General features: G+C 53.6%; 20 protein-coding genes and 3 pseudogenes. 15 read left to right on the top strand and 8 right to left on the bottom strand.

Translation table 11 applies throughout. From position 1 onward, the window contains the following. Window positions 1-40: 40 nt before the first annotated feature. Window positions 41-922: a DUF6279 family lipoprotein gene (locus GTP55_RS01325; RefSeq protein WP_161043194.1), complete on the bottom strand. Its 882-nt coding sequence runs from the start codon at window positions 920-922 to the stop codon at window positions 41-43. 42 nt (window positions 923-964) lie between these two features. Between GTP55_RS01325 and glmU the strand changes: the two genes are divergently transcribed. After that, on the top strand, window positions 965-2,329 hold the full coding sequence (gene glmU / locus GTP55_RS01320; protein ID WP_161043193.1) for a bifunctional UDP-N-acetylglucosamine diphosphorylase/glucosamine-1-phosphate N-acetyltransferase GlmU: 1,365 nt from the start codon (window positions 965-967) through the stop codon (window positions 2,327-2,329). 496 nt (window positions 2,330-2,825) lie between these two features. Here the strand turns inward: glmU and GTP55_RS01315 are convergent, their stop codons facing one another. Then, window positions 2,826-3,281 carry an Lrp/AsnC family transcriptional regulator gene (locus GTP55_RS01315; RefSeq protein WP_161043192.1) on the bottom strand — a complete coding sequence of 152 codons (456 nt, stop codon included), beginning with the start codon at window positions 3,279-3,281 and terminating at the stop codon, window positions 2,826-2,828. A gap of 129 nt (window positions 3,282-3,410) precedes the next feature. Between GTP55_RS01315 and glmS the strand changes: the two genes are divergently transcribed. The 8 genes from glmS to GTP55_RS01275 all read left to right on the top strand — a co-directional run bounded on the left by glmS (window position 3,411) and on the right by GTP55_RS01275 (window position 12,662). Further along, window positions 3,411-5,240, top strand: coding sequence for a glutamine--fructose-6-phosphate transaminase (isomerizing) (gene glmS / locus GTP55_RS01310; RefSeq protein ID WP_161043191.1), 1,830 nt, complete (start codon window positions 3,411-3,413; stop codon window positions 5,238-5,240). A gap of 653 nt (window positions 5,241-5,893) precedes the next feature. Continuing rightward, complete coding sequence (locus GTP55_RS01305; protein ID WP_202423439.1) at window positions 5,894-6,829, top strand: retron St85 family effector protein; 936 nt, start codon at window positions 5,894-5,896, stop codon at window positions 6,827-6,829. Beyond that, entirely contained in the window at window positions 6,816-7,799 is a 984-nt protein-coding gene (locus GTP55_RS01300) for a retron St85 family RNA-directed DNA polymerase (RefSeq protein ID WP_161043189.1), read from the top strand. Before GTP55_RS01305 ends, GTP55_RS01300 begins: the two co-directional genes overlap by 14 nt. Before the next feature lie 674 nt (window positions 7,800-8,473). Next, window positions 8,474-8,983, top strand: a complete 510-nt coding sequence (locus tag GTP55_RS01295; RefSeq protein ID WP_161043188.1) for a TIR domain-containing protein — start codon at window positions 8,474-8,476, stop codon at window positions 8,981-8,983. After that, window positions 8,984-9,835: a macro domain-containing protein gene (locus GTP55_RS01290; RefSeq protein WP_161043187.1), complete on the top strand. Its 852-nt coding sequence runs from the start codon at window positions 8,984-8,986 to the stop codon at window positions 9,833-9,835. Then, entirely contained in the window at window positions 9,832-10,272 is a 441-nt protein-coding gene (locus GTP55_RS01285; protein WP_161043186.1) for an HIT family protein, read from the top strand. The genes GTP55_RS01290 and GTP55_RS01285 overlap by 4 nt, the downstream gene beginning before the upstream one ends. 388 nt (window positions 10,273-10,660) lie before the next feature. Then, window positions 10,661-11,719, top strand: coding sequence for a hypothetical protein (locus GTP55_RS01280; protein ID WP_161043185.1), 1,059 nt, complete (start codon window positions 10,661-10,663; stop codon window positions 11,717-11,719). A gap of 286 nt (window positions 11,720-12,005) precedes the next feature. Then, window positions 12,006-12,662, top strand: coding sequence for a hypothetical protein (locus tag GTP55_RS01275; RefSeq protein ID WP_161043184.1), 657 nt, complete (start codon window positions 12,006-12,008; stop codon window positions 12,660-12,662). Between the two features lie 150 nt (window positions 12,663-12,812). On the opposite strand, the pseudogene istB reads toward GTP55_RS01275, so the two are convergent. The 5 genes and pseudogenes from istB to GTP55_RS01250 all read right to left on the bottom strand — a co-directional run bounded on the left by istB (window position 12,813) and on the right by GTP55_RS01250 (window position 16,313). Beyond that, window positions 12,813-13,597, bottom strand: a pseudogene (gene istB / locus GTP55_RS01270) (IS21-like element helper ATPase IstB). Next, window positions 13,594-14,673 (bottom strand): annotated as a pseudogene (gene istA, locus GTP55_RS01265) (IS21 family transposase). Before istA ends, istB begins: the two co-directional pseudogenes overlap by 4 nt. A 39-nt stretch (window positions 14,674-14,712) precedes the next feature. After that, window positions 14,713-14,946, bottom strand: a complete 234-nt coding sequence (locus GTP55_RS01260) for a hypothetical protein (protein WP_202423427.1) — start codon at window positions 14,944-14,946, stop codon at window positions 14,713-14,715. Between the two features lie 582 nt (window positions 14,947-15,528). After that, window positions 15,529-15,894: an addiction module antidote protein gene (locus tag GTP55_RS01255; protein ID WP_161043183.1), complete on the bottom strand. Its 366-nt coding sequence runs from the start codon at window positions 15,892-15,894 to the stop codon at window positions 15,529-15,531. A 122-nt stretch (window positions 15,895-16,016) separates the two neighbouring features. Continuing rightward, window positions 16,017-16,313, bottom strand: a complete 297-nt coding sequence (locus GTP55_RS01250) for a type II toxin-antitoxin system RelE/ParE family toxin (RefSeq protein WP_161043182.1) — start codon at window positions 16,311-16,313, stop codon at window positions 16,017-16,019. Window positions 16,314-16,672: 359 nt separating this feature from the next. Between GTP55_RS01250 and GTP55_RS01245 the strand changes: the two genes are divergently transcribed. Both GTP55_RS01245 and GTP55_RS01240 read left to right on the top strand, forming a co-directional pair. After that, window positions 16,673-16,810 carry a hypothetical protein gene (locus GTP55_RS01245; protein ID WP_161043181.1) on the top strand — a complete coding sequence of 46 codons (138 nt, stop codon included), beginning with the start codon at window positions 16,673-16,675 and terminating at the stop codon, window positions 16,808-16,810. 207 nt (window positions 16,811-17,017) lie between these two features. Then, window positions 17,018-17,242, top strand: coding sequence for a DNA-binding protein (locus GTP55_RS01240; RefSeq protein WP_161043180.1), 225 nt, complete (start codon window positions 17,018-17,020; stop codon window positions 17,240-17,242). A gap of 32 nt (window positions 17,243-17,274) precedes the next feature. On the opposite strand, the pseudogene GTP55_RS01235 reads toward GTP55_RS01240, so the two are convergent. Further along, a pseudogene (locus GTP55_RS01235) lies at window positions 17,275-17,479 on the bottom strand (PrpF domain-containing protein); the annotation flags it as partial. On the opposite strand from GTP55_RS01235, the gene GTP55_RS01230 reads away from it, so the two are divergent. The 4 genes from GTP55_RS01230 to GTP55_RS01215 all read left to right on the top strand — a co-directional run bounded on the left by GTP55_RS01230 (window position 17,423) and on the right by GTP55_RS01215 (window position 20,603). After that, the gene (locus tag GTP55_RS01230) at window positions 17,423-17,848 is read left to right on the top strand and encodes a hypothetical protein (protein WP_161043179.1); all 426 of its coding nucleotides are present in this window, start codon (window positions 17,423-17,425) and stop codon (window positions 17,846-17,848) included. The pseudogene GTP55_RS01235 and the gene GTP55_RS01230 overlap by 57 nt on opposite strands. Before the next feature lie 400 nt (window positions 17,849-18,248). Beyond that, window positions 18,249-19,853, top strand: a complete 1,605-nt coding sequence (locus GTP55_RS01225) for a hypothetical protein (protein ID WP_161043178.1) — start codon at window positions 18,249-18,251, stop codon at window positions 19,851-19,853. Next, complete coding sequence (locus tag GTP55_RS01220) at window positions 19,798-20,013, top strand: hypothetical protein (protein ID WP_161043177.1); 216 nt, start codon at window positions 19,798-19,800, stop codon at window positions 20,011-20,013. The genes GTP55_RS01225 and GTP55_RS01220 overlap by 56 nt, the downstream gene beginning before the upstream one ends. Before the next feature lie 374 nt (window positions 20,014-20,387). Further along, window positions 20,388-20,603 (top strand): cold-shock protein, encoded by a 216-nt coding sequence (locus GTP55_RS01215; protein WP_110846023.1) that lies wholly within the window; start codon window positions 20,388-20,390, stop codon window positions 20,601-20,603. Window positions 20,604-20,679 lie beyond the last annotated feature (76 nt).

Genomic DNA, 20,679 nt, shown 5'->3' with positions numbered 1-20,679 from the left:
TAAGTCATTGATTCAACAGGCCATGATACCACAGCGGCGTTTATCGCTGATCGGCCGCCAGGGTCCGGAAGTCGTCAATCCAGCCTTGCATGCGACGCTGCGCGTGGGCCTTCTGGGCAGGCGTCGCCAGCTTGATCACCGTCAGCACCAGTTGCAGGTTGGCCGCCTCGTAGCTGTCAAAGAAGGCTTTGCGCTCCGACGTTTCCAGCCGCTGGAAGCCATCCTTGATCAGGCCGCGGATCAGCGTCTCGGTGGCTTCCTGGCTCAGCTTCTCGCTCTGCACCTTGCGCACCGCCGCCAGGATATTGTTCTGGCGGCGCGTGCGTTCGTCCAGCCAGATTTCATTGTTGAGCGGACGCGCATCGGAGGCCTGGCGGATCGCCGCTTCCTGCTCGGAGCTGAAGTTGCCGAACCACAGTTCAAATTGCTCCATCGATTTTTTATAGCGGAAGCGTTGCTGCGCCTCGCGGTCGCCGCGCATGTTTTTCTTGCGGAAGTCGGCGTTGTTGGCGGCGAACTTGCGTTCCAGCGTGGCGATCTGGTCCGGTTGCAGCGAGCGCGCCAGCTCGGCCAGTTGCGGCGTGGCCTTGAGCAGCAGCGCCTCGGTGCGTGTCTTGATGTCGTCGAAATCGGTTTGCAGGTCGGCCTGGGTGGCGCCGGCTGCCAGCTGGCGCTGCGCGGTTTGCAGGATCTGCGCGTAGTCGTTCAGCTGGGTCTTGCGATGCCAGTGGAACAGCTTGTCGATATCTTCCTTGACCACGCTCTTCTGCTCGGACGTCAGGTCGACGTAGCCGTCGATCCACCAGTACAGCAGTGTATCGCCGTTGTTATAGGCCAGCCGCAGCGAACTGCAGGCGGCCAGCGCGGCCATGAGCACGATCAGGAACAGGCTGTAAAGCGTCCGGCGGGCTGGCAGGGGCATGTTAGACTTTTGCATTTGACACTCTCTCGATTTGGCACCTCTATGAACGTCGTTATCCTCGCCGCCGGCATGGGCAAGCGCATGCAATCCGCGCTGCCGAAAGTTTTGCACCCTCTGGCGGGCAAGCCGCTGTTGCAGCACGTGCTGGATACGGCACGCAGCCTGTCCGCCGGCCGATTATGCGTGATCTACGGTCACGGCGGCGCAGCCGTGCAGGCGCTGCTGGCAAAGCAGCCGGAGCCGGTTGCCACCGCGCTGCAGGAGCAACAACTGGGCACCGGCCACGCCGTGATCCAGGCGCTGCCGGAGCTGGACGACCAGGTCCCGACCCTGATCCTGTACGGCGACGTGCCGCTGACCACCACCGCCTCGTTGCAGGCGCTGGTGACCGCCGCCGGTAACGACAAGCTTGGTATTCTGACGGTTGAACAAGCTGATCCTACAGGTTTGGGCAGAATCGTCCGTGTGGATGGACACATAGTGCGCATCGTCGAGCAAAAAGACGCCAACGAAGCCGAACGCGCCATCAAAGAGATCAACAGCGGCATCATGGTCGCGCCCACCCCGCTGCTGAAAAAATGGCTGGGTGCGATCAAGAACGACAACGCCCAGGGCGAGTATTACCTGACCGATATCGTCGCGCTGGCCGTGGCGGACGGCGTGCCGGTGGTGTCGGCCCAGCCGTCGGCGCAGTGGGAAGTTGCCGGCGTCAACAGCAAGCTGCAGCTGGCCGAGCTGGAACGCATCCACCAGCGCAACATCGCCAACCGCCTGCTGGAACAGGGCGTGACGCTGATGGACCCGGCGCGCATCGATGTACGTGGCGAACTGATCTGCGGCCGCGATGTCACCATCGACGTCGGTTGCGTATTCGAAGGCAAGGTTGAGCTGGGCGACGGCGTGCATATCGCCGCCCACAGTGTGCTGGTCAACGCCCGCATCCTGGCCGGCGCGCAGATCAAGCCGTTCTGCCACATCGAGGAAGCGGTGGTCGGCGAAGCCTCGCTGATCGGTCCGTATGCGCGCCTGCGTCCCGGCACCGTGCTGGCCGAGGACGTACATGTGGGTAACTTCGTCGAAATCAAAAACGGCCAGGTGGCCGCGCACAGCAAGGCCAATCACCTGGCCTACATCGGCGACGCCACCATCGGCTCGCGCGTCAACATCGGCGCCGGCGTCATCACCTGCAACTACGACGGCGCCAACAAATTCCGCACCGTCATCGAAGACGACTGCTTCATCGGCAGCGACAGCCAGTTGGTGGCCCCGGTCACCGTCGGCAAAGGCGCGACGCTTGGCGCCGGCACCACGCTGACCAAGGATGCGCCAGCCGGCAAGCTGACCGTCTCGCGTCCGCGCCAGGTCACCATCGAAAACTGGATGCGTCCGGTCAAGATCAAAAAATAAGCGGGCCCAACATAACTGTGCCAAGCGGCGCCTGCGGGCGCCGTTTCTTATTGTGGATAACGTTGTGAGTAAGGCCTGATTAAGCGCGGGAAAACAGGTGAGCAAGTACGCCATTTATTCGCAAGCGAGGTATACCCTGCATGCATATCGCTGCGTGCTGCGCCATCACGGGCAATTTCTGATCAATGTGCATAACTCTGTGTGTAAACCCCTGAGCAAGTGCTGGATAAGACCCGGATAAGTACAGGATAACTCGGCTGGTGTCCAAGCGCCTGTGTATAAAGCTGGGGAAAAGCCATGGAATATCATGCTAACAACCACAGGATAACTTGCGCTTGCCTCGATCCGGCCTCAAGCGTTAAGGGGGCAATTGAAGTGGTTGTGCATAAACCTGTGACTATCCATGTGGATTGTGCATGCATAAGCTGAGGAAAAGCCTTGTATAAGCCTCTGAATAAGCTGTGCCCAGTTCTGGGATAACTCTGTATAACCTTGTTCACAACGCCACGCGCGTCTCGAACTTGCTGCGGAAAGTGGAGAAATACGCCTTCACATTCCGCACATTGGCGTGGCTGGCGAACAGGCGGTGTGCCAGCGCGTGATAGGCCGGCATATCCGCCACTTGCACCACCAGCACAAAATCCGGTCCCGGCGCCACGCGGTAGCATTGCAGCACCGCCGCCTCGCCCGCGACCAGCGCCTCAAACTCCGCCATGCGCTCCGCCGCCTGTATATCTAACGAGATTTCCACAAGCGCCGTCAGGCTGGGGCCGACTTTTTCCGGCGCCACAATCGCCACCTGACGCTGGATCACGCCCGACTCGCGCAATTGCTTGACCCTGCGCAAGCAAGTCGGTGGCGAGACGTGCACGGCCGCCGCCAATTCGGCGTTGGTTTGAGAAGCATCAACTTGCAGCGCATTCAGAATGCGACGATCTATTTCATCTATCATGGTTTATTGAAAGAATATTTCACTCACTGTGGATGATGAAATTTTATGCCAAATATGGCGTTAATTAGAAAGCTTATTTCATCACCGCTGTTCTACGATGGTTTCCTGACTTAATTGAAGAGGTTTCCCATGTGCGGCATCGTCGGCGCGGTAGCGCAACGCAATATCACTCCCATCCTGCTGGAAGGCCTCAAGCGCCTGGAATACCGTGGTTACGATTCTTGCGGCGTCGCCCTGCACGTGGATGGCCAGCTGCAACGTTCGCGCAGCACCTCGCGCGTGACCGACCTCGAACAGCAAATCGAAGAAGCGCACCTGAAGGGCTTCACCGGCATCGCCCACACCCGCTGGGCCACGCACGGCGCGCCGGCGTCGCACAATGCCCACCCGCACTTTTCGCCGTCGGCCGACCTGGCGCGCATCGCCCTGGTCCACAACGGCATTATTGAAAACCACGATGAACTGCGCGCCGAACTGACCGCGCTCGGCTACGTATTCCAGAGCCAGACCGACACCGAAGTCATCGCCCACCTGGTCGACGACATGTACAACGGCGACCTGTTCGACACCGTGCAGCAAGCCGTCAAACGCCTGACCGGCGCCTATGCGATCGCCGTGTTCCACCGCGAAGAACCGCACCGCGTGGTGGCGGCGCGCCAAGGCTCGCCGCTGATCGTCGGCGTCGGCCAGGGCGAGAACTTTGTCGCCTCGGACGCCATGGCGCTGGCCGGCACCACCGACCAGATCATTTACCTCGAAGAAGGCGACGTGGTCGACCTGCAACTGGGCCGCGTGTGGATCGTCGACAGCAACGGCAAGCCGGCGCAGCGCGACGTCAAAACCGTGCAGGCGCACACCGGCGCGGCCGAGCTGGGCCCGTACCGCCACTACATGCAGAAAGAAATCTTCGAGCAGCCACGCGTCATCGGCGACACGCTGGAAGGCGTCACCGGCATCATGCCCGAGCTGTTCGGCGACGGCGCCTACAACGTCTTCAAGCAAATCGACCGCGTGCTGATCCTGGCCTGCGGCACCAGCTATTACTCGGGCCTGACCGCCAAATACTGGATCGAATCGGTGGCCAAGATCCCGGTCAACGTCGAAATCGCCTCGGAATATCGCTACCGTGACAGCGTGCCGCACCCGAATACGCTGGTGGTCACCATCTCGCAAAGCGGCGAAACCGCCGACACCTTGGCCGCACTCAAGCACGCGCGCAGCCTCGGCATGGAACACACGCTGACCATCTGCAACGTCGCCACCAGCGCCATGGTGCGCGAATGCAAACTGGCCTACATCACCCGCGCCGGCGTCGAAGTGGGCGTGGCCTCGACCAAAGCCTTCACCACGCAGCTGGCCGGGCTCTTCCTGCTGACGCTGGCGCTGGCGCAAATCAACCGCCGCCTGACCGACGCCGAAGAAGCCGAACATCTGAAATCGATGCGTCACCTGCCGGTGGCGATCGCCTCGGTACTGGCGCTGGAACCGCAGATCATCGCCTGGGCCGAAGATTTTGCGCGCAAGGAAAACGCCCTGTTCCTCGGCCGCGGCATGCACTACCCGATCGCGCTGGAAGGCGCGCTCAAGCTGAAAGAGATTTCCTACATCCACGCCGAAGCCTATCCGGCGGGCGAACTGAAGCACGGCCCGCTGGCGCTGGTGACGGAAGAAATGCCGGTGGTGACGGTGGCGCCGAACGATGCGCTGATCGAAAAGCTCAAGTCCAACATGCAGGAAGTGCGTGCGCGCGGCGGCCAGCTGTACGTCTTCGCCGACGTCGACTCCCGCATCACCTCGGGCGAAGGCGTCCACGTGATCCGCCTGCCGGAACACTACGGCCTGCTGTCACCGATCCTGCACGTGGTGTCGCTGCAATTGCTGGCTTATCACACTGCCGTTGCCCGTGGCACCGATGTGGATAAGCCGCGTAACCTGGCGAAATCGGTGACGGTGGAGTAATTCTTTAAGACCCCGCTTCTTCGCTGTTCGTTGCCAATAATGTCGGAGACATGACATTAGACTCTGAGACATGACAAAAAAGTTTGAGACACAACGAGGTTAAATAAACTGTCCATCGCTTATTTTTGCGCAAGCAAGAGCTATGTCTTGCTAAGTTAGTAAAGTGATGTGGTAGGAGGGGTCCTCCGACCCGAGGATTGAAAATCCTTGTGTCGGTGCTTCGATTCCGCCCCGGGGCCACCAAAAACATACTTGACGAAACGCCGATCCATGCAGATCGGCGTTTTTGTTTCTGGAACAGGAAGTCCTCGTGTCCGGTTTATTTCCGGATTCGTATACACCGCACAACCGGTCCGATCAAATCGTCCAATCCTCCAATGCTGTCTATTTCTGCAGACGTCAGATAGCTTTGAGGTGGAGCCTATCCTAAAACGTACACCCCTCGTAAATCCTTGCAGTTTAGCAATCACTAAGGCACAATCGCCTAGTCAATTACGCGAACGGTAGCAGTTGGTTATAGCTATCAATGTCGGGCGCTTCGCCAGACTGAGAACAGGTGGGAAACCAATCACGACACGAAAGCGGCTCGCGCCAAATCCGTGTCCGGTAGGTCCCGATTCGGCGCGAGCCGCTTTCGTGTCTATTTTAGGTAATTGAGCACTTTTTCTACACTCCTTGCGGAATTTGTCGGGCAAGTAGACTCTGCTCGCGCGCAGGTCATCAACTTACCGGCCATAGTCTTCGTATTCGGGCGTCACCTCCGTGATGACCCGAGCGAGGAACCATCAGGTATGCGCGACATGTTTGTTTCATGGGCGCATGAAACAAAACACAAAATTGCTCCAAGTCTAAAGCTGCCAGAAGACTATCCAGAATGGAATCAGTTCGATGGCTACGATGATTTAACGGCGTTTGAGTCTGACGTAGGCTGCATTTCTAGAACGGTCCTATTGTTTGTGGAAAGCGAAGGCGCATTCGCGGAGTTAGGCGCATTTTGTACACAAGAGGTACTTGCTGAGCGCTTATATGTTGTCCTATACAGCAAATACTATAGGGTGAACTCATATATCGCACTTGGTCCACTACGCGTCCTCAAACGCGTACAAGGGGATGAACCTTCTATTTGCCCCGTTGATGGCGACACATTAGAAGACTTCAAAAAAGTATTGTCAGAACTGGCTGACGAGGTTCTTAACAAGACTCAACAGGCCCTAAAAGTACATTCATTTAACTCACAACAAGTTCGGGACCAGTTTCTTTTTATCGCCGATGTAGTAGAACTATTTGGCGCATTAAACCTCAAGGAAATTACAGAGCTGCTGAACGCCTTCGGCTTGATTTTAACAAAACAACGAATAGGCCAGATGCTGAACTTGCTTTGCCTGCTTAAGGTAATTCAGCCCTCTGAGCATTTGTCACGCCATTTCTATGTCCCTCCCAAAGGCAAACGCGAAGCATTTATCGGGTACAAACTCCCGGATTCCAATGCTCGGCTGGACCGTGTCCAGATCAAGCTTCGCGCTATAGAAGTCCTAAAGCAGGACTCACCACGCCGTCAAGCCTACGAAAAGGTCCATGGACGCCACTAATTCACAGTTACTTGAGTTGCTGTGCGAAGAGCACCCGTTTACGCGTGCAGAAGCATGGGAGCTTATCCGTAGCGCCCCTAAGCGATATAAGGTTCACTTTATAGAAAAGCGGAATGGGCGTGGCCGACGGCTTATTGCGCAACCTACCGCAGAACTCAAGACTATTCAGCGCTGGATTGTAAATAAATTTATTGCTCCCCTTCCGGTTCATGATGTAGCCATGGCTTACCGCCCAGGAAAGAATATTGCAGACCATGCTCGCTCGCATGCAGGAAATAAATATTTGCTAAAAATTGACTTCAAGGACTTCTTCCCATCAATACGCGCCCGTGATTTTACTCGACATATTGTTAAACATCTTGGAGTGAATACTAGGTTAGCTTCAGAGCTGGCCCTCCTATTATTCAGAAAAGATGAAAACAAAAGGCTTTCCTTATCGATTGGAGCGCCGAGCTCGCCTTCGATCTCAAATACTCTAATGTACGAATTCGATTGCAAATTATCGGAATATTGCAAGGAAAATGAGATCACCTATACAAGATATGCTGATGATTTAGCACTGTCTACGAACAAACCACATCAGTTAGATAAAGCAAATGAATATATTCGCGAATTACTAAATTGCGTCAAGTATCCGCGCATAATGATAAATCCAGAAAAAACTGTTTTCACATCCAAAAAATTCCAACGACAGTTAACCGGTTTAATTTTGTCTAGTGAGGGGAAAGTTTCTCTTGGAAGAGAACGAAAACGATTAATTCGTGTGATGGCGGATCACTATCGAAAAGAAAAACTTGATCCAAACTTGCATACGCAGCTGAAAGGATGGCTGGCGTTCTCACTCTCCGTTGAGCCGGATTTTGTAAGAAATATCAGAGCACTGATGGGTGAAGAGTACTATTCAAAATTAATTTCGATAGACGTAAAGGTGGCAACAGAGCAGTTGATTCCAGCTGACGATGAGACTTAAAGGCCGAGGTTTTATATACTTTAACCCCGTATTATGACCTGCTAAATCGAAAATATATTTAATAATATAATTTTTCCGAATAATCAATCTGTTCGCTAATATGCACCCCTGCTAGTTAACAGCGCCCGGACGACTCGCCGTGGATCTTCCCAGGCAAAGATCCGATGAAACGGCTCAATAACCCAACCAAGGCTTGGCACCGCATCGTCGGCGCAGGTAGCCCGTTGCCGACTCCATGCGGGACGCATTCGCCAGCATGTTGGTCAACGACGGCGCTTGCTTGGATCAGGCGCAGGTACTTTTAGGACCTGCTTCTAGCGTGATGACCCAGCGCTATGCAAATCTAACGGCCAGCGCGCTGCGCAACACTTCGCAGTTGGTGTCGAATCTCGTCAACAAGGCTTAAGAAGCAAGCCACTCAGCGGGCTGTGACATTCTGGTCTCATGGCTCATTTTTTTATCGTAAACTCGCTTCAGATTTTTTGTGCAGCAATCAATGCATAGCAAAATGACGTGGTTTTTCACGTACATTGATGATCTGCAATAAGGTATAGTGGAAAAGATCGTAGACGCCATGACAACTTTTAAATCCACTGCGTTTGCGTCAGGCCTGCGCGCATTGTTAGTAAAAAATTCTGTGCGCCAGCATCCAACGAAACCACCACGAGGGATTTATGGGCTATAGAAACAAGACTTACGTAGCATTTGCAAGCGAAGACATTCGCCACTACCGCATGATGGAGGCATGGAAGGCTAACGAGCATATTGATTTCGACTTCTTCGACGCGCATGACCTCTTCGTCTCTCGGGACACCAGCAAGCCAGAGACGATTAAAAAAAACCTCCGAGAACGGCTCAAAAGTGCAAAACAGGTCGTCTTCTTGGGAAGCAAGGATGGGAAGAAAAAAGGCGGCGACAGCGTATCATTCCTAGCCCATGAAATCGAAGTAATCATTGAGTTCAATTTGCCAGTGGTCGTGGTTAATCTCGATCAAGATCGAACGGTGGAAAAGAAATATATCCCCGATCCGCTGTTGAGTGCGGACTACTACATGGTGTCGGTCTCGTACCAGCCGAAAATCATCATGCACGCGCTGGACAACTACGCCGTCACTTTCGCTTCAAGTGACAAAAAGGGGCCGCACCAGTATCCGGCTAAAGTCTATAGCGACCTCGGGCTCTAAATGGAAATTCTTCAGGACCTTCGGACCTGGCGCTTCTGGCGCCACTTCTTGACTATGTCGTTCGCATGCTTAGGTGGGTTATCGACAGTTTTGCAAACGAGCAGCGTAATAAATCCTGAAGTGAAAATCTTCCAAGGCACGCCCGTCTTAATCGCGGTCATTGTCATTTCACTCGTTTTTGGTCTCAAACTCTCATGGCCACGACCGATTTCACAAGACTACAGCGCACCTAAAACGAAGATAACGATCGTCGAAGGTAACATGCTCGCCGAAACAACGCACCTCGTAATAGGAACGAATGATACCTTCGATACTGAGACGCCAAATATCATTGCGCAGAGCAGTCTCCAGGGACAAGCCCTACAAGTACTCTTCGGTGGTGATTTAAGAGAGCTTGACGCGCAATTGACCAACGCGCTAACGGGCAAGCCGACCGTGGGTACTATTGCAAAAGCAGGGAAGCAGACACGCTTCGGTGTCGGGACCGTCGCTACGGTCAGACATGCGGCTAGGCTGATCTTCTTTCTCGCCTACGCTGAAATGGATGCCCAAAACACCGCCCACTCGACACCAGATAAAGTTTGGACAAGCCTCCGCTTACTGTGGGACGAGATATCAAAAAGAGGAAATGGTGGTACCGTATCGGTACCAGTAATCGGTGGGGGGCAAGCGCGGCTATCGAGCGTACTACCAGCTCAGGATGCAATTCGCCTCACCATTCTCTCGTTCATGTTCGCATCGCGCAATGAGAAGGTTTGTGACGAACTTCGAATCGTCGTGAGGCCGGAAGACTACAAAAAATTAGATCGGCTCGAACTGCAATCTTTCTTGTCATCGCTAAGATCATCATGAGTACCGAATCGAACATCGACCTTCCAGAAAATAATAGTTGTGCGTTTTGCGCCTACCTCAGGGGCGAGCGTCGCTACACGGTCCTATCTCTTACTGAAAACACGGCCACATTCGTCACCCGAGAGCAAAGAGGGCATCCCCACCTACTTGTTTTGCCCCTTCGACATGTCCCAAGCATTCTGGAACTTACAAATGCAGAAGCTGCCGCGCTTGGTGTCGAAGTGAGAAATGCAGCCGAGTTGATTGACCGTGCTTACTCAAAGCCCGGGATTGCCGTGTGGCAGAACAATGGAGTTCCTGCGGGGCAAGCGATCAGCCACGTTCATTTTCATGTCGCTGGCACCCTAGAGGGGGGCGGAACTGAATTCGGGCCGGTGAAAGAAATATCGATCGCTGAAACGGACGAAATTGCAAAACGGCTTCTTGGGAAGCCGTGACAGCTTGTCAAAATGGTGATGGCGTCGGACTGCGCATCCCCCAAAAATCAGACCGACTGTCCCACGCCTGTCACTGGACTAGCACAGCAACGACAGGAAAATCAGTTCCGCACGGTTTCCCGAACGACTTCCGCGACGCGACGGTTCCGCTGTCTCCAGCTTCGCCTGTCTGTGCCCGGTTCGTAGGTCCGAAAATCCTGCTCCAATCACACCGTATAATGGTGGATCATATTGATGTCCAAATCAGTGACGCAACACTAACGTGGTTTAGAAGGATGTCGAATATTTTGATGAAGTATACGTACAGATGGGGGCGATAGCGCTCGGCTGAGTACGCTAACGCTATGATAGGGATCACTGTTAATAGCTAGAGCATAGGGCGACAATAATGGGTGACGAATTCCTTGAAAAAATCAAGGGTTTCAATCGGACGTTGGTAGTCCATTCTAAAAACGGCCCTCATGCGGCTGCGGCTGCGATGGGTATGATGGCAGCGCAAAGTAAAGAGGCCGGCCCCTATTTTCGTGTCTCGGACTTTTTCATTCCAAATGTAGCCAACCTCGCTATTGATGAACACAATATCGATTCTGAACCCATTCAAATCGACGCGGACTTTAAACGTGATTGGTTGACGTACCTTCGATTTACTGCTCTTCCTGCCTGCGGCCTTAAGTACAAGGACTCCTGTACACCGCAAAAAAACACTATACGGTTTCTTAATGCGCACTTCCGTCGTATCCCGGCAACCAGAGCCCGAAATCTTCAAGAGTCTCGGGCACTTTTGATACCCTCGGAATATTGGCAGGATTACGAAAAACTTGTAACTCTCATTAAGACCGGCGGTGATCTTAAGCCTTACCTCAGCCGCGATGTCCTCAAAAAAAAATGCCCAGATAAAAATGATAGATTGCTGAATTCCTGGGGAATACAACATCTGCACTTTCGTCCAGAACGCACTGACCAGCTTTTGTTCTGCGTGATAACTGAATCCGACGTATTCATAATTCAGGCGTTATCTCATAGGGCGGAGCATCTATGGGTGAATGTTGAGCTTTTTCAAATTTTGCATGATAACTGGCCCGCAATCATAGCTCGTGGCAAGCAAATAGGATTACGCCCAGAAGAGTTTTCGGCTGCCAGGCGTTTTTCATTACGCGGCTACAACGCCAACTTCCCGGTCACTGTGAGTGATGGCACCGTCTATCTTCCGCCCACCGGCGGAACGGTTGCGTCGGGAGATGCGCTAGAGGACATGATCAACTGTGACAAGATTTTTTGGGAGCTCCATTATTGGCAAAGCATTATTACTAGGGAGTCTCTGGCGATTCGTACAGCACTTAATATGTCCACTTCGAAAAAATTGGTTGTGCGTATGGCTTACGACAATCGCGATTGTTGCTTCTATGAGGCCACGCGTGCAATCCGGCTGGGCGGATTTGCCTCTTGACGGTCAAGAGCAGGCTCGCGGACAGTGAATTCTTGAAGGACAATGCTGACCGAAACCAAGTCGCAGTGCTGAAAAGCCGGGGCAGTGATGGTATTTTTGAATTTCAACAATCCGCGATGGTGACGGGCATCAGCACTAGTGGGACTGTACTTTTTGGTGCAACTTGGCCCAAGACTGACCGGTGTCAGCAGTGGCAGCAGATTCCGGGCGAGATGATTGACTTAAGCCCATTCCATCGCGATGAGCAGGACTGTGCAAGAGTGCTACGACACGTCCAAGGGGAACTATGAAAATGCACAAGACTTTAATTGGAACCGCACTGGTCGCGCCAGCCTTTTTTTGTGGGTACGTCGCTAGCGGCTTCGTTCACAACCCACCTGTTAGCAGCGCCGACTTGGCCGCCTGGACTGCTGCGGTAGGAGCCTTGGCAGCGTTTGCCGGAACTTTGTGGATCGCCACGAACCAGAATAGGCAGAAGAGGCATGAAGAGCTACAACGAGCGATTCTGACCGGTGCTGGATTGCATCCAAGATTGGTCGATGCGGGCATAGTTGCACGCGAGATAGCCGACAAGCTCGACATTGAAGCGAATGGGGGACCTCAGTTGGCGCAATATGGCTTCCGCGTGGCGAAGCTAGTGGAGCTCTGCAGTTGGACCCGCGAGGAGATACTGCCACTTGCGGTGCTACCGCGAGACGTAGCGTATCACCTGGAGTTCGCGCGCACCCGTGTTCTCTTTGCCGCGACTCTCCTCAAGAGAGAAGGTATGAACGAAAGCAATGTCGCGGGCTTGCCGTCCAGGCGAATGACAGCGGAATTTTCAAGCGTCACCCTGCGGGAGGCTGACGCGGCTATGCGATTGGCTCGCGACGAGTGCGCAAAGATTTTACCCCCACGCATCGAGGCCAGATCAGACTCAACTGGCGTGGATCAGCCGGCTTAATCTCACCAGTCGTTTTGAGTATTAGCCATATCGTGCGCTCGTTGTCAACAGCGATTGAAAACTGATACAGTTTTGGCGCTCGCAGCGATTTAAAACTGATACACCTCCGTCACCAGCACGCGCTGGATTTTTCCTCTTTTCGTAGCCCGGTCAAGCAGCCTGGTCGCCCCTGATACTCTGCACAATTCCCGCCTGTCGCTGATGCTTCAGCCGGTAACTTTCGCCAGCTATGGGCACGATATGGGCGTGGTGCAGCAAGCGGTCCAGCAGCGCCGCCGTCAGCGTTGCGTCCTGCGCAAACGTCGCGTCCATTGCCCGAACGGCAGATTGCTAGTCACGATCAGGCTGCCTTTTTCGTACAGCGCCGCGATCACCTGGAAGAACAGGTTGGCCTGTTCGCGGTTCATCGGCAGGTAGCCGATTTCGTCGATGATGAGCAGCCTGTACGCCTTGATGGCCCGGTGCATTACCGTCTTCAAACTGTTTTGCGCGTGCGCCGTCGTTAGCGTCAGCAGCAAATCGGACGCCGTCATGAAGCGCGTCTTGATGCCGGCCTGCGTGGCCTTGTACCCCAACGCCATCGCCAGGTGGGTCTTGCCAACGCCGCTGGGGCCGACGAGCACCACGTTTTCGTTGCGCTCGATGAAGCCCAACCCGGCCAGTTCCTCGACCTGGCTGCGCTTGACGCCCTTGGCGAAGTCGTAGTTGAACTGCTCCAGCGTTTTGATCGCCGGGAAGCCGGCCAAGCGCGTCATCATGCTCTGCTTGCGCACCGTCCGTCCCGCCACTTCCTCGCGCAGCAGTCCCTCCAGGAAGTCGCTGTAGGCTATTTCATCCTTGGCCGCCTGCTGGGCCGCCGCGCCGTAGCCCTGTGCCACAAAGGGCAGCTTGAGCGCTTCGCACATCTGGGCGATCCGTTCATATTGCAGGTTCATGCCGCCACCCCTTGCTTGACGTTCATCAGCAACTGCTCATAGACCGCCAACGGGTGCTGCGCCGGCGCCGCTTCGGCGATCCGCTCGGCCACGATGGCAGGTCGCGGCAGCGGCGTCTCCGGTTCGGCCAACTGCGGCCGCGCGGCGGCCACGTCGCCGCGCCACGGCGGCGCCAGTTGCTGCAAGTGCGGCACTTCCAACGCCATCCGCACCGCCGGCTGCTCCTGCGTCGTGCCGTGCACCCGCTCGTTGGCCACCTCGCGCAGCCACCGCGCCACCTCGGCGTTCGCCGTCACGACGTCGAGCTGCAAACCGCTCTGGGCAAGGCGGCTCGCCAACGGCACGTAAAACGAACGGCGCAGATAGCCGTTGAAGCGCTCGACCTTGCCCTTGGTTTTGGCCCGGTACGGCTGGCACAGCTTGATGATGAAGCCGCTGTGCTTGGCGAAGTCCAGGAAGCCGGCATGGTAGCGGTGCTGGCCGTCGCCCTACACGTCGCGCTCGATCACCACTGTTTTCATGTTGTCGTACAGGACCTTGCGCGGCACGCCGCCGAACGCGGCGAAGGCGCGCTCGTGGCAACCGATCAGCGTGGCCACCTTCATGTCGCTGACGAATTCGACGTAGCTGGCGCGGCTGTAGCCCATCGTGGCGCAGAACGCGTGCAGCGGCGCGCTGCCTTTGCGGAACTCGACCCAGTCGACCTGCAACTGCTCGCCCATCGCTGTCTCGAAGCGCACCTCGGGCTCGACCGGCAGCGCCGGACGCAATGAGCGCATGAACGCACGCAACTGGCTGAGACCACCTTGGTAGCCACGCTCGACAATCTCGCGGTGCAAGACGCTGGCCGGTATCCAATTCGGCTGCGCCGCCGCCTGCCGCTCGCGCAGATAACTTTCGTGCGCCGCCAGCTTCGTAGGGCGCTTGACCTTGCGTTCGTACTTCGGTACCCCCTCCAGTGCCAAGTGCCGCCGCACCGTGTTCACCGCGCAGCCCACCTCGGCGGCGATGCGCCGCAGACTCAACCCATGCTTGCTCAATAACTGAATTTCCACGTACACCTCGTTGGGTTTCAAGGCCGCTCCGCAAAGCAGCCATCATCTCAAAACGGTGTATCAGTTTTCAATCGCTGCGTGTATCAGTTTACAACCGCTGCTGACACCTTCTTGCCATGCGCGCTGCGCCTCTCGTTGGTTGTCGCGGTAATCGGGATCGGATTGCAGCTTACTCTGCTGCCATCTGCGCTTCCTCATGCGCTGGCATTCCACCGCTGGGCAGTAAGCTTGATTTGGAGCTTGTGGACGCGCACTAAAGGCCTGACCGCAGCCAGCGCAATGCTTGATCGTCATTGAACTCTCCATGTCAACAGATATGAAGACCTTGCTTTACTACGGAATTTTTTTGCGCCACATACGCGTCTGGTCAAATCGACACAGATGACACAAGGAAATTGTGCAAATTTCACTTAAAATATAAGTGATAATTAAGTGTGGAGATCAGCCCATGAAACTTCGAAAAAGCCTCCGCGCGTAAACGTGGATCTGTCACCGCAACAGAACTCTCGGCTGGAGCAGATATGTTGGGCATTCGAAAAGCTATGCTCACGATGAGTAATCTCCACACCACACCAGCTGCTCAGAATTCCTGTTTTTGCTACCAAAGTGCACGTCTTGAGGAGAAAACTTAATGGTGGTTCATCCAGTTGAGTTCCCAAGTCACGTAAAGTCGAGCATAAAGAAGAGTTGCGAGTCGCTGTATTTTTGTTCGCCGTATTAACAGAAGATGCCAACAACTCACAATTAAGCACAAAATTAGTAAAAAAAAAGCCCCCATGAAAAATGGGGGCCAAATATAAACATAACTTAGATTAGGCAATCACACCAAATCCAAGTATACGTTGAGCAGTTAGACGCAAATATAACAAAGGAGAACTATAAATTTAGTTGATTATCTGTTCTTTCTAAGATTGGCTGGGCTACTAGCTTTAACCCAAAAGCATTTAGAACTTTCATTATTGTGTCTAGTCTTGGCTGACTATTTCCACGTAGAGCTTTATATAAAGACTCTCTATTGATTCCCGTTCTATTTGCAATTTCTGTCATTCCTTTAGCTCTAGCTGCAATGCCAAGAGCCTCTGCAATCATTGCAGGATCACCCTCAGCAAAAAAGTCATTAACGAAAGCTAGGAATGTCTCTTCGGTCTTAATATAGTCTGCCGCATCAAACTCCGGCAGAGAATTAATCGCATCAAGATCAAACTCGCTATCCGTTGCGATGATTTCGTTTGCTGTGCTCATGATTACCTCGTTTTTACCTTACATAATTTTATAGCAAGCAAGGTTCTTATAGTTGACCTGTTTTGCTGCTAATGCCCACTTGGGCGTATAAGTAGCCGGGGTTCCCACCCCGGCCACTGCTGTTACTTCTTCTTGAGTGTTCGAACTCGATCTTTGGCAGCGTCAATATCTTTCTGCTGCCCGTTCTTCGATCCGCCGCCGAGAAGGACGATCATCGTTTCCGCAACCTTGATGTAATACACCCGCCATCCTGGTCCAAAATCGATTTTCAGCTCCTGCACACCCTCGCCGACTGATTCGGAATTTCCAAATGCTCCCAACGAAAGTCGTGCAATCCGTGCTGCGATCACACCTTTCGTCTTCTCATCCTTGATTCCTTCGAAGAACTCGATGAACTTGTGATCTTTCACAATTTTCATTGCCATCCTTCAATTGTTATTAAGATTTGCCTCGCGATTCTGCTCAACGCTTACAACGATTGTATTCGATCGAATACATGCTGTCAAGTTTTCGTATTCGATCGAATACAGTCTCGCTAAGCAAAATTTGGCAAAAGAAGCGCTGCTATACCTAGGGCAGCGACGCTAGTAAGTATTTTATTGGCAACAAAATTACTTCTGGGTGTGGCTGTACGCAGCGCCAGGAGAGCGAGGAGGTCTAGCTCAAAAGCGCTGATACATGCTGGCTACACCCGCGTCTCTGAACTAGTTAGCAGCCATTAGTTGCAAAAATATCAGCAAGATGTGTACTCAGGCAAAACAAATTGAGAAGCGTAGACATGCTCATTATCATGACCTCGCCGGCGTTTTTGATGGTTAGCGGCAAACCTGACAAAGACATTGTCGCCATATTAGTGCAGGCAAAAAAAGCAGGGCATCCTGTAGCCTTAGTTTCGAATCATGAACAGCCGACATGATTTGATAACCGCTCCGCCGTTTTCCCCCATCTGAACGTCTTCGTCCTTTGCTGCGAGAACGAGGACGTCATAGGGCGCTAAACCTTGCTTTACTACGGAATTTTGTTGCGCCACATAAGCGTATCTTCGCATTGACATAAATGGGGTAAGCCTATTACATAAATTTCGCTTAGAATATAAGTGATAATTGAGCAAGGAGAGCAACACATGGAAACTTCGAAAAAGCCTCCTCGCGTAAGCGTGGATCTGTCACCGCAACTGAACGCTCGGCTGGAGCAGATATGCGCAAACCATCATTTGGGGAAAGTCGACATCATGCGCAGAGCATTCGCGCTGTTTGAGGTTGCCGTTCGGGCCAATGAGAGGTCTGAGCGTCTCGGCATTTTTGACAAAGATGGCAAGCTAGTGAGGGAAATTGTTGGTCTTTTGTGACTAAGTAAATCTCCGGGCAATCAAGCAGAGTGGGTGCCGAACGGATGGCCGAAACGCATCGAAGCACGGGCGCCGCCGCTGGCCTCTAGGTTCACAACTGTTCCCGGAGTCGCTGCGGCGGTACATGGCAACGGCGGCGTTCTCTGTCATGGCGTGGTGCAATTTGCCCATCGAGAGCGTATGCACCAGCAAATCGATGTCGCTTTGCGCCACCTGCTTGCCACTGGACGACCGGTAACGGCAATCGGATATTCGAGTCCCATCGTTTTCATCACAGCATACTTGGCAGCGACTTCCTTCTTGGTGCTGTTAATCGTAAAGCTTGGCAAGGATGCGGGACTTATTGGTTCCGCTCACGCCTTTCGTCGGAATCATGGTGTTATCCGTGCCTCGTTGACGGCTGAGCAGGGAGCTGCCATCCAGGAGGAAGGGCTGTATTTTCACTGGGCCCTATCCGAGCGCTTCGGCGATTTTGTGCATTATATACGGCTTGGCTCCGAAGAGACTTCAGCGCAAAGTCGGCGCTGGCAGTGTTTAGATACCGTCGCGCTTGGCAGGGTGTCGTCGCACCGTCTCACTCTAAAAAAGTTGCCATTAATCACTTGAGTAACTGGTTATTTGCGTTTTTGTTTTTCCGGGAAATACTAATGGTGCTGACGCGATAGTGCTAAGCAATAAACCTTACAGGAACGACAATGTCACGACCTCCACCCCAATTCGGCAATCCCTATGCCAGTTCGATGGACGCAGCGCTAGACCATTATCACGCGGTTTGCTCACTAAACAAACATGGTGCCATTATGCATACCAGCGCGCTGGCCAAGCAGATCCTCGCGTCAGATAGCAGCTTGGACGAGTTCCAGGCGCTAGACATCGCGCGTGCCCAAGTTCGCGCTGTGCGCCAAGTCGTTGATGGCCAATGTTTGCATCGACAAGCACGCAGCGTGCTGGAGTCAGAACAAGCCGCGCGTCACCCTTCAATGGCGGTGAAAGGAGCTGCTTGATCATGTCGAATATGTCTAACACCCTTCGCAACACGGCGTCATCGATTGAAAAGCTAGCGGACATGGAAGAAAGTCAGCGTATCAATTTGACGCAAACGCTGGCTGATATCCTGACGCTGGAGTTGCACGATGCCGACGTGCTGATCAGCGACTACCCCGAAGACGCCTTGGACCTGTATGTTGCCTTCGCAGAAACAGTTCAGGCGTATGGCGAGCACGCGCGTGAATGGCGCCAGAATACGATGACCTTGCTACCTTTCCAGTACTGGAAGCCGCTTGAGGCTGAATCAGGTCCTTATCTAGTAAGCGAGAATCCCTATACTTCGCTGAAGTACCTGTCGCATCGCGAATTCAGCGACACCAAAGCGCAGCAGCAGTTGAATAATCGCAAGGCCTTGCATACGGCGCTGAGTGAACTACTTCGCGTGAATGTGCATGCAAAATATGCGCCCTTGTTGTCGTGGGATGCTGACGAACTAGTCGATGTTAGCGGCGTGGCACGTTACCCGCATTTGAAGGACATCGTTCTTTGGCAGCTCACCCATGCAGTCGAAGACATGTTCAACCACGAGTATCGCTTGCTTGAGGATGAATACCGCACGCGCCACGGTTCACCCGATACGGATGCTACGCCATCCAGTGCAATCAGAAAATTAGCCAAGGATGCTGTGGAACGCGTTCATCTTCATCTTGCATCCTGGACCATCACTGGACTTTTTTCCTGGGCGCCATTCGACATGGGCGAGTACGTTGTGGGTGAGCCGCTTCCCGAGGTGGCGGATACTGGACAGCGAGGCCATCTGATTCTCCGCGTCATGTGCAACATGGCGGCGAACCGGGTATTGCTGGAGCGCGCCAGGCTCGACGGTCTCGGTGCCATAGGGGCTGAGGCCAATCAAGCATTGCTTCAGGCATTGAACCGAAACGGCATCTTTCAGGCCCCACACTACAACGACTACGACTACGATGAGGACGGTATACGTAAGCTTTTGGATGCCTGGTTCGGGCCTGACGGCATAGTGGCAAAGGACAAAACGTATCCGTGCAGCCTGAGGGGACAAGACCTTGAAGTAGTGCTCGCTCAAGCCCGCCATATCCGGCACCAGTACACACATACTCGTGGTCATTACGCAGGTGGACAGCACGCAACCGAATATAGCTCTTTCCTGTTTGCGCTGGCGGTTGCTGCCTGCCACTTCGGCAAGATAAAGTTGCCGGATGAGTTTTCCCTCGGCCGAACCAAGCCTGTGATACCTGCCCGTAACTTGGGCGAGCGTCGGATGGATCTTGTGGGGCCGGAAGCGATCGAATTATTAAAAGCAATGTACGGCCAGCTTTTTTATGGCAATAGTGGTTACCAGCTGAGCGCGGAAGGAACGCGGCGCTATGCTGATGATTATCGCTGGCGTCATGCATATCTGCAGGACCTACTTTTTAATATGTTCAAGCGCCTGTCGCCATCGCAGCTACTGTACTTTGATGGCGTCATGATGAAGTTGGCTCGGAGGAATGAAAAAGGTCTTGGATCGCTGGACCGCGAAGCCACCGCGAATGCGCATCGCCTCGTCCGATTCGGTCTGGCACTTCAGCATTTTTATCAGGCTTGATGCGCTGCGCATGTCGGCGGTGTCGCTGTCCGTCATGAACGGGAACGGCCGACTGCGCGCCGCGTCCTTTAGGAACCTCGATAGCGACTCGCTGCGCACGTGCGTCGATACGATCGAGCATGCCAGCAGCGCCGACCAGGAATCGTTCCGGTTCGCTTGATCGAGTTTGGCTAGATATGAAAGCCAGTCTCAAACTATTCTGCGAATTGAATTGGAAGTGGCTATTTGAACTGCGATTTGTCTCACACTTTATTCGGTAAGGCGGATTCGTCGTTCTATAGTAGAGCCTGTCTCAAACTCTAATGGCAACGAACATTCGCGGCGGGGTCTTAAAAATAAATAAATATAAACTTAGGTGATTCAGCTAAACCCATGTATATTGATTCCTGTACTTGCATCAAGTCGTAATTTTGTTGGTCTCAAATCCGCATGGCTGTCCTCTAGTCGTTCTGTTTTCTCTCCCACGGTTTTAATTCTTGGTTTCAAGTGCCTTTATGGCGTTCTTGCCTATATTTATCACTAAAGGAAAAATTCATGAGCACTCAACAAACAGGTACGGTCAAATGGTTCAACGATGCCAAGGGCTTCGGCTTCATTACCCCTGATGCAGGCGGCGACGATTTGTTCGCGCACTTCCAGGACATTCAGTCCAACGGCTTCAAAAGCCTGGCTGAAAACCAGCGCGTCTCGTTTGAGCGCAGCACTGGTCCAAAAGGCGAAAAAGCCGGCAATATTCAAGTGATTAGCTAAAAGTTTGTCATGGCCCGATTCCAACCGGCCGTAGACACCTGGCAGATAGCCTTGGTCTAGGGAAGATGGTTTAATC

It is taken from the genome of Duganella margarita, assembly GCF_009857535.1.
Lineage (GTDB): Bacteria > Pseudomonadota > Gammaproteobacteria > Burkholderiales > Burkholderiaceae_D > Rugamonas > Rugamonas margarita.
Note: the sequence above shows the minus strand (reverse complement) of the source record. Positions and strands in the feature narration are given on the sequence as shown.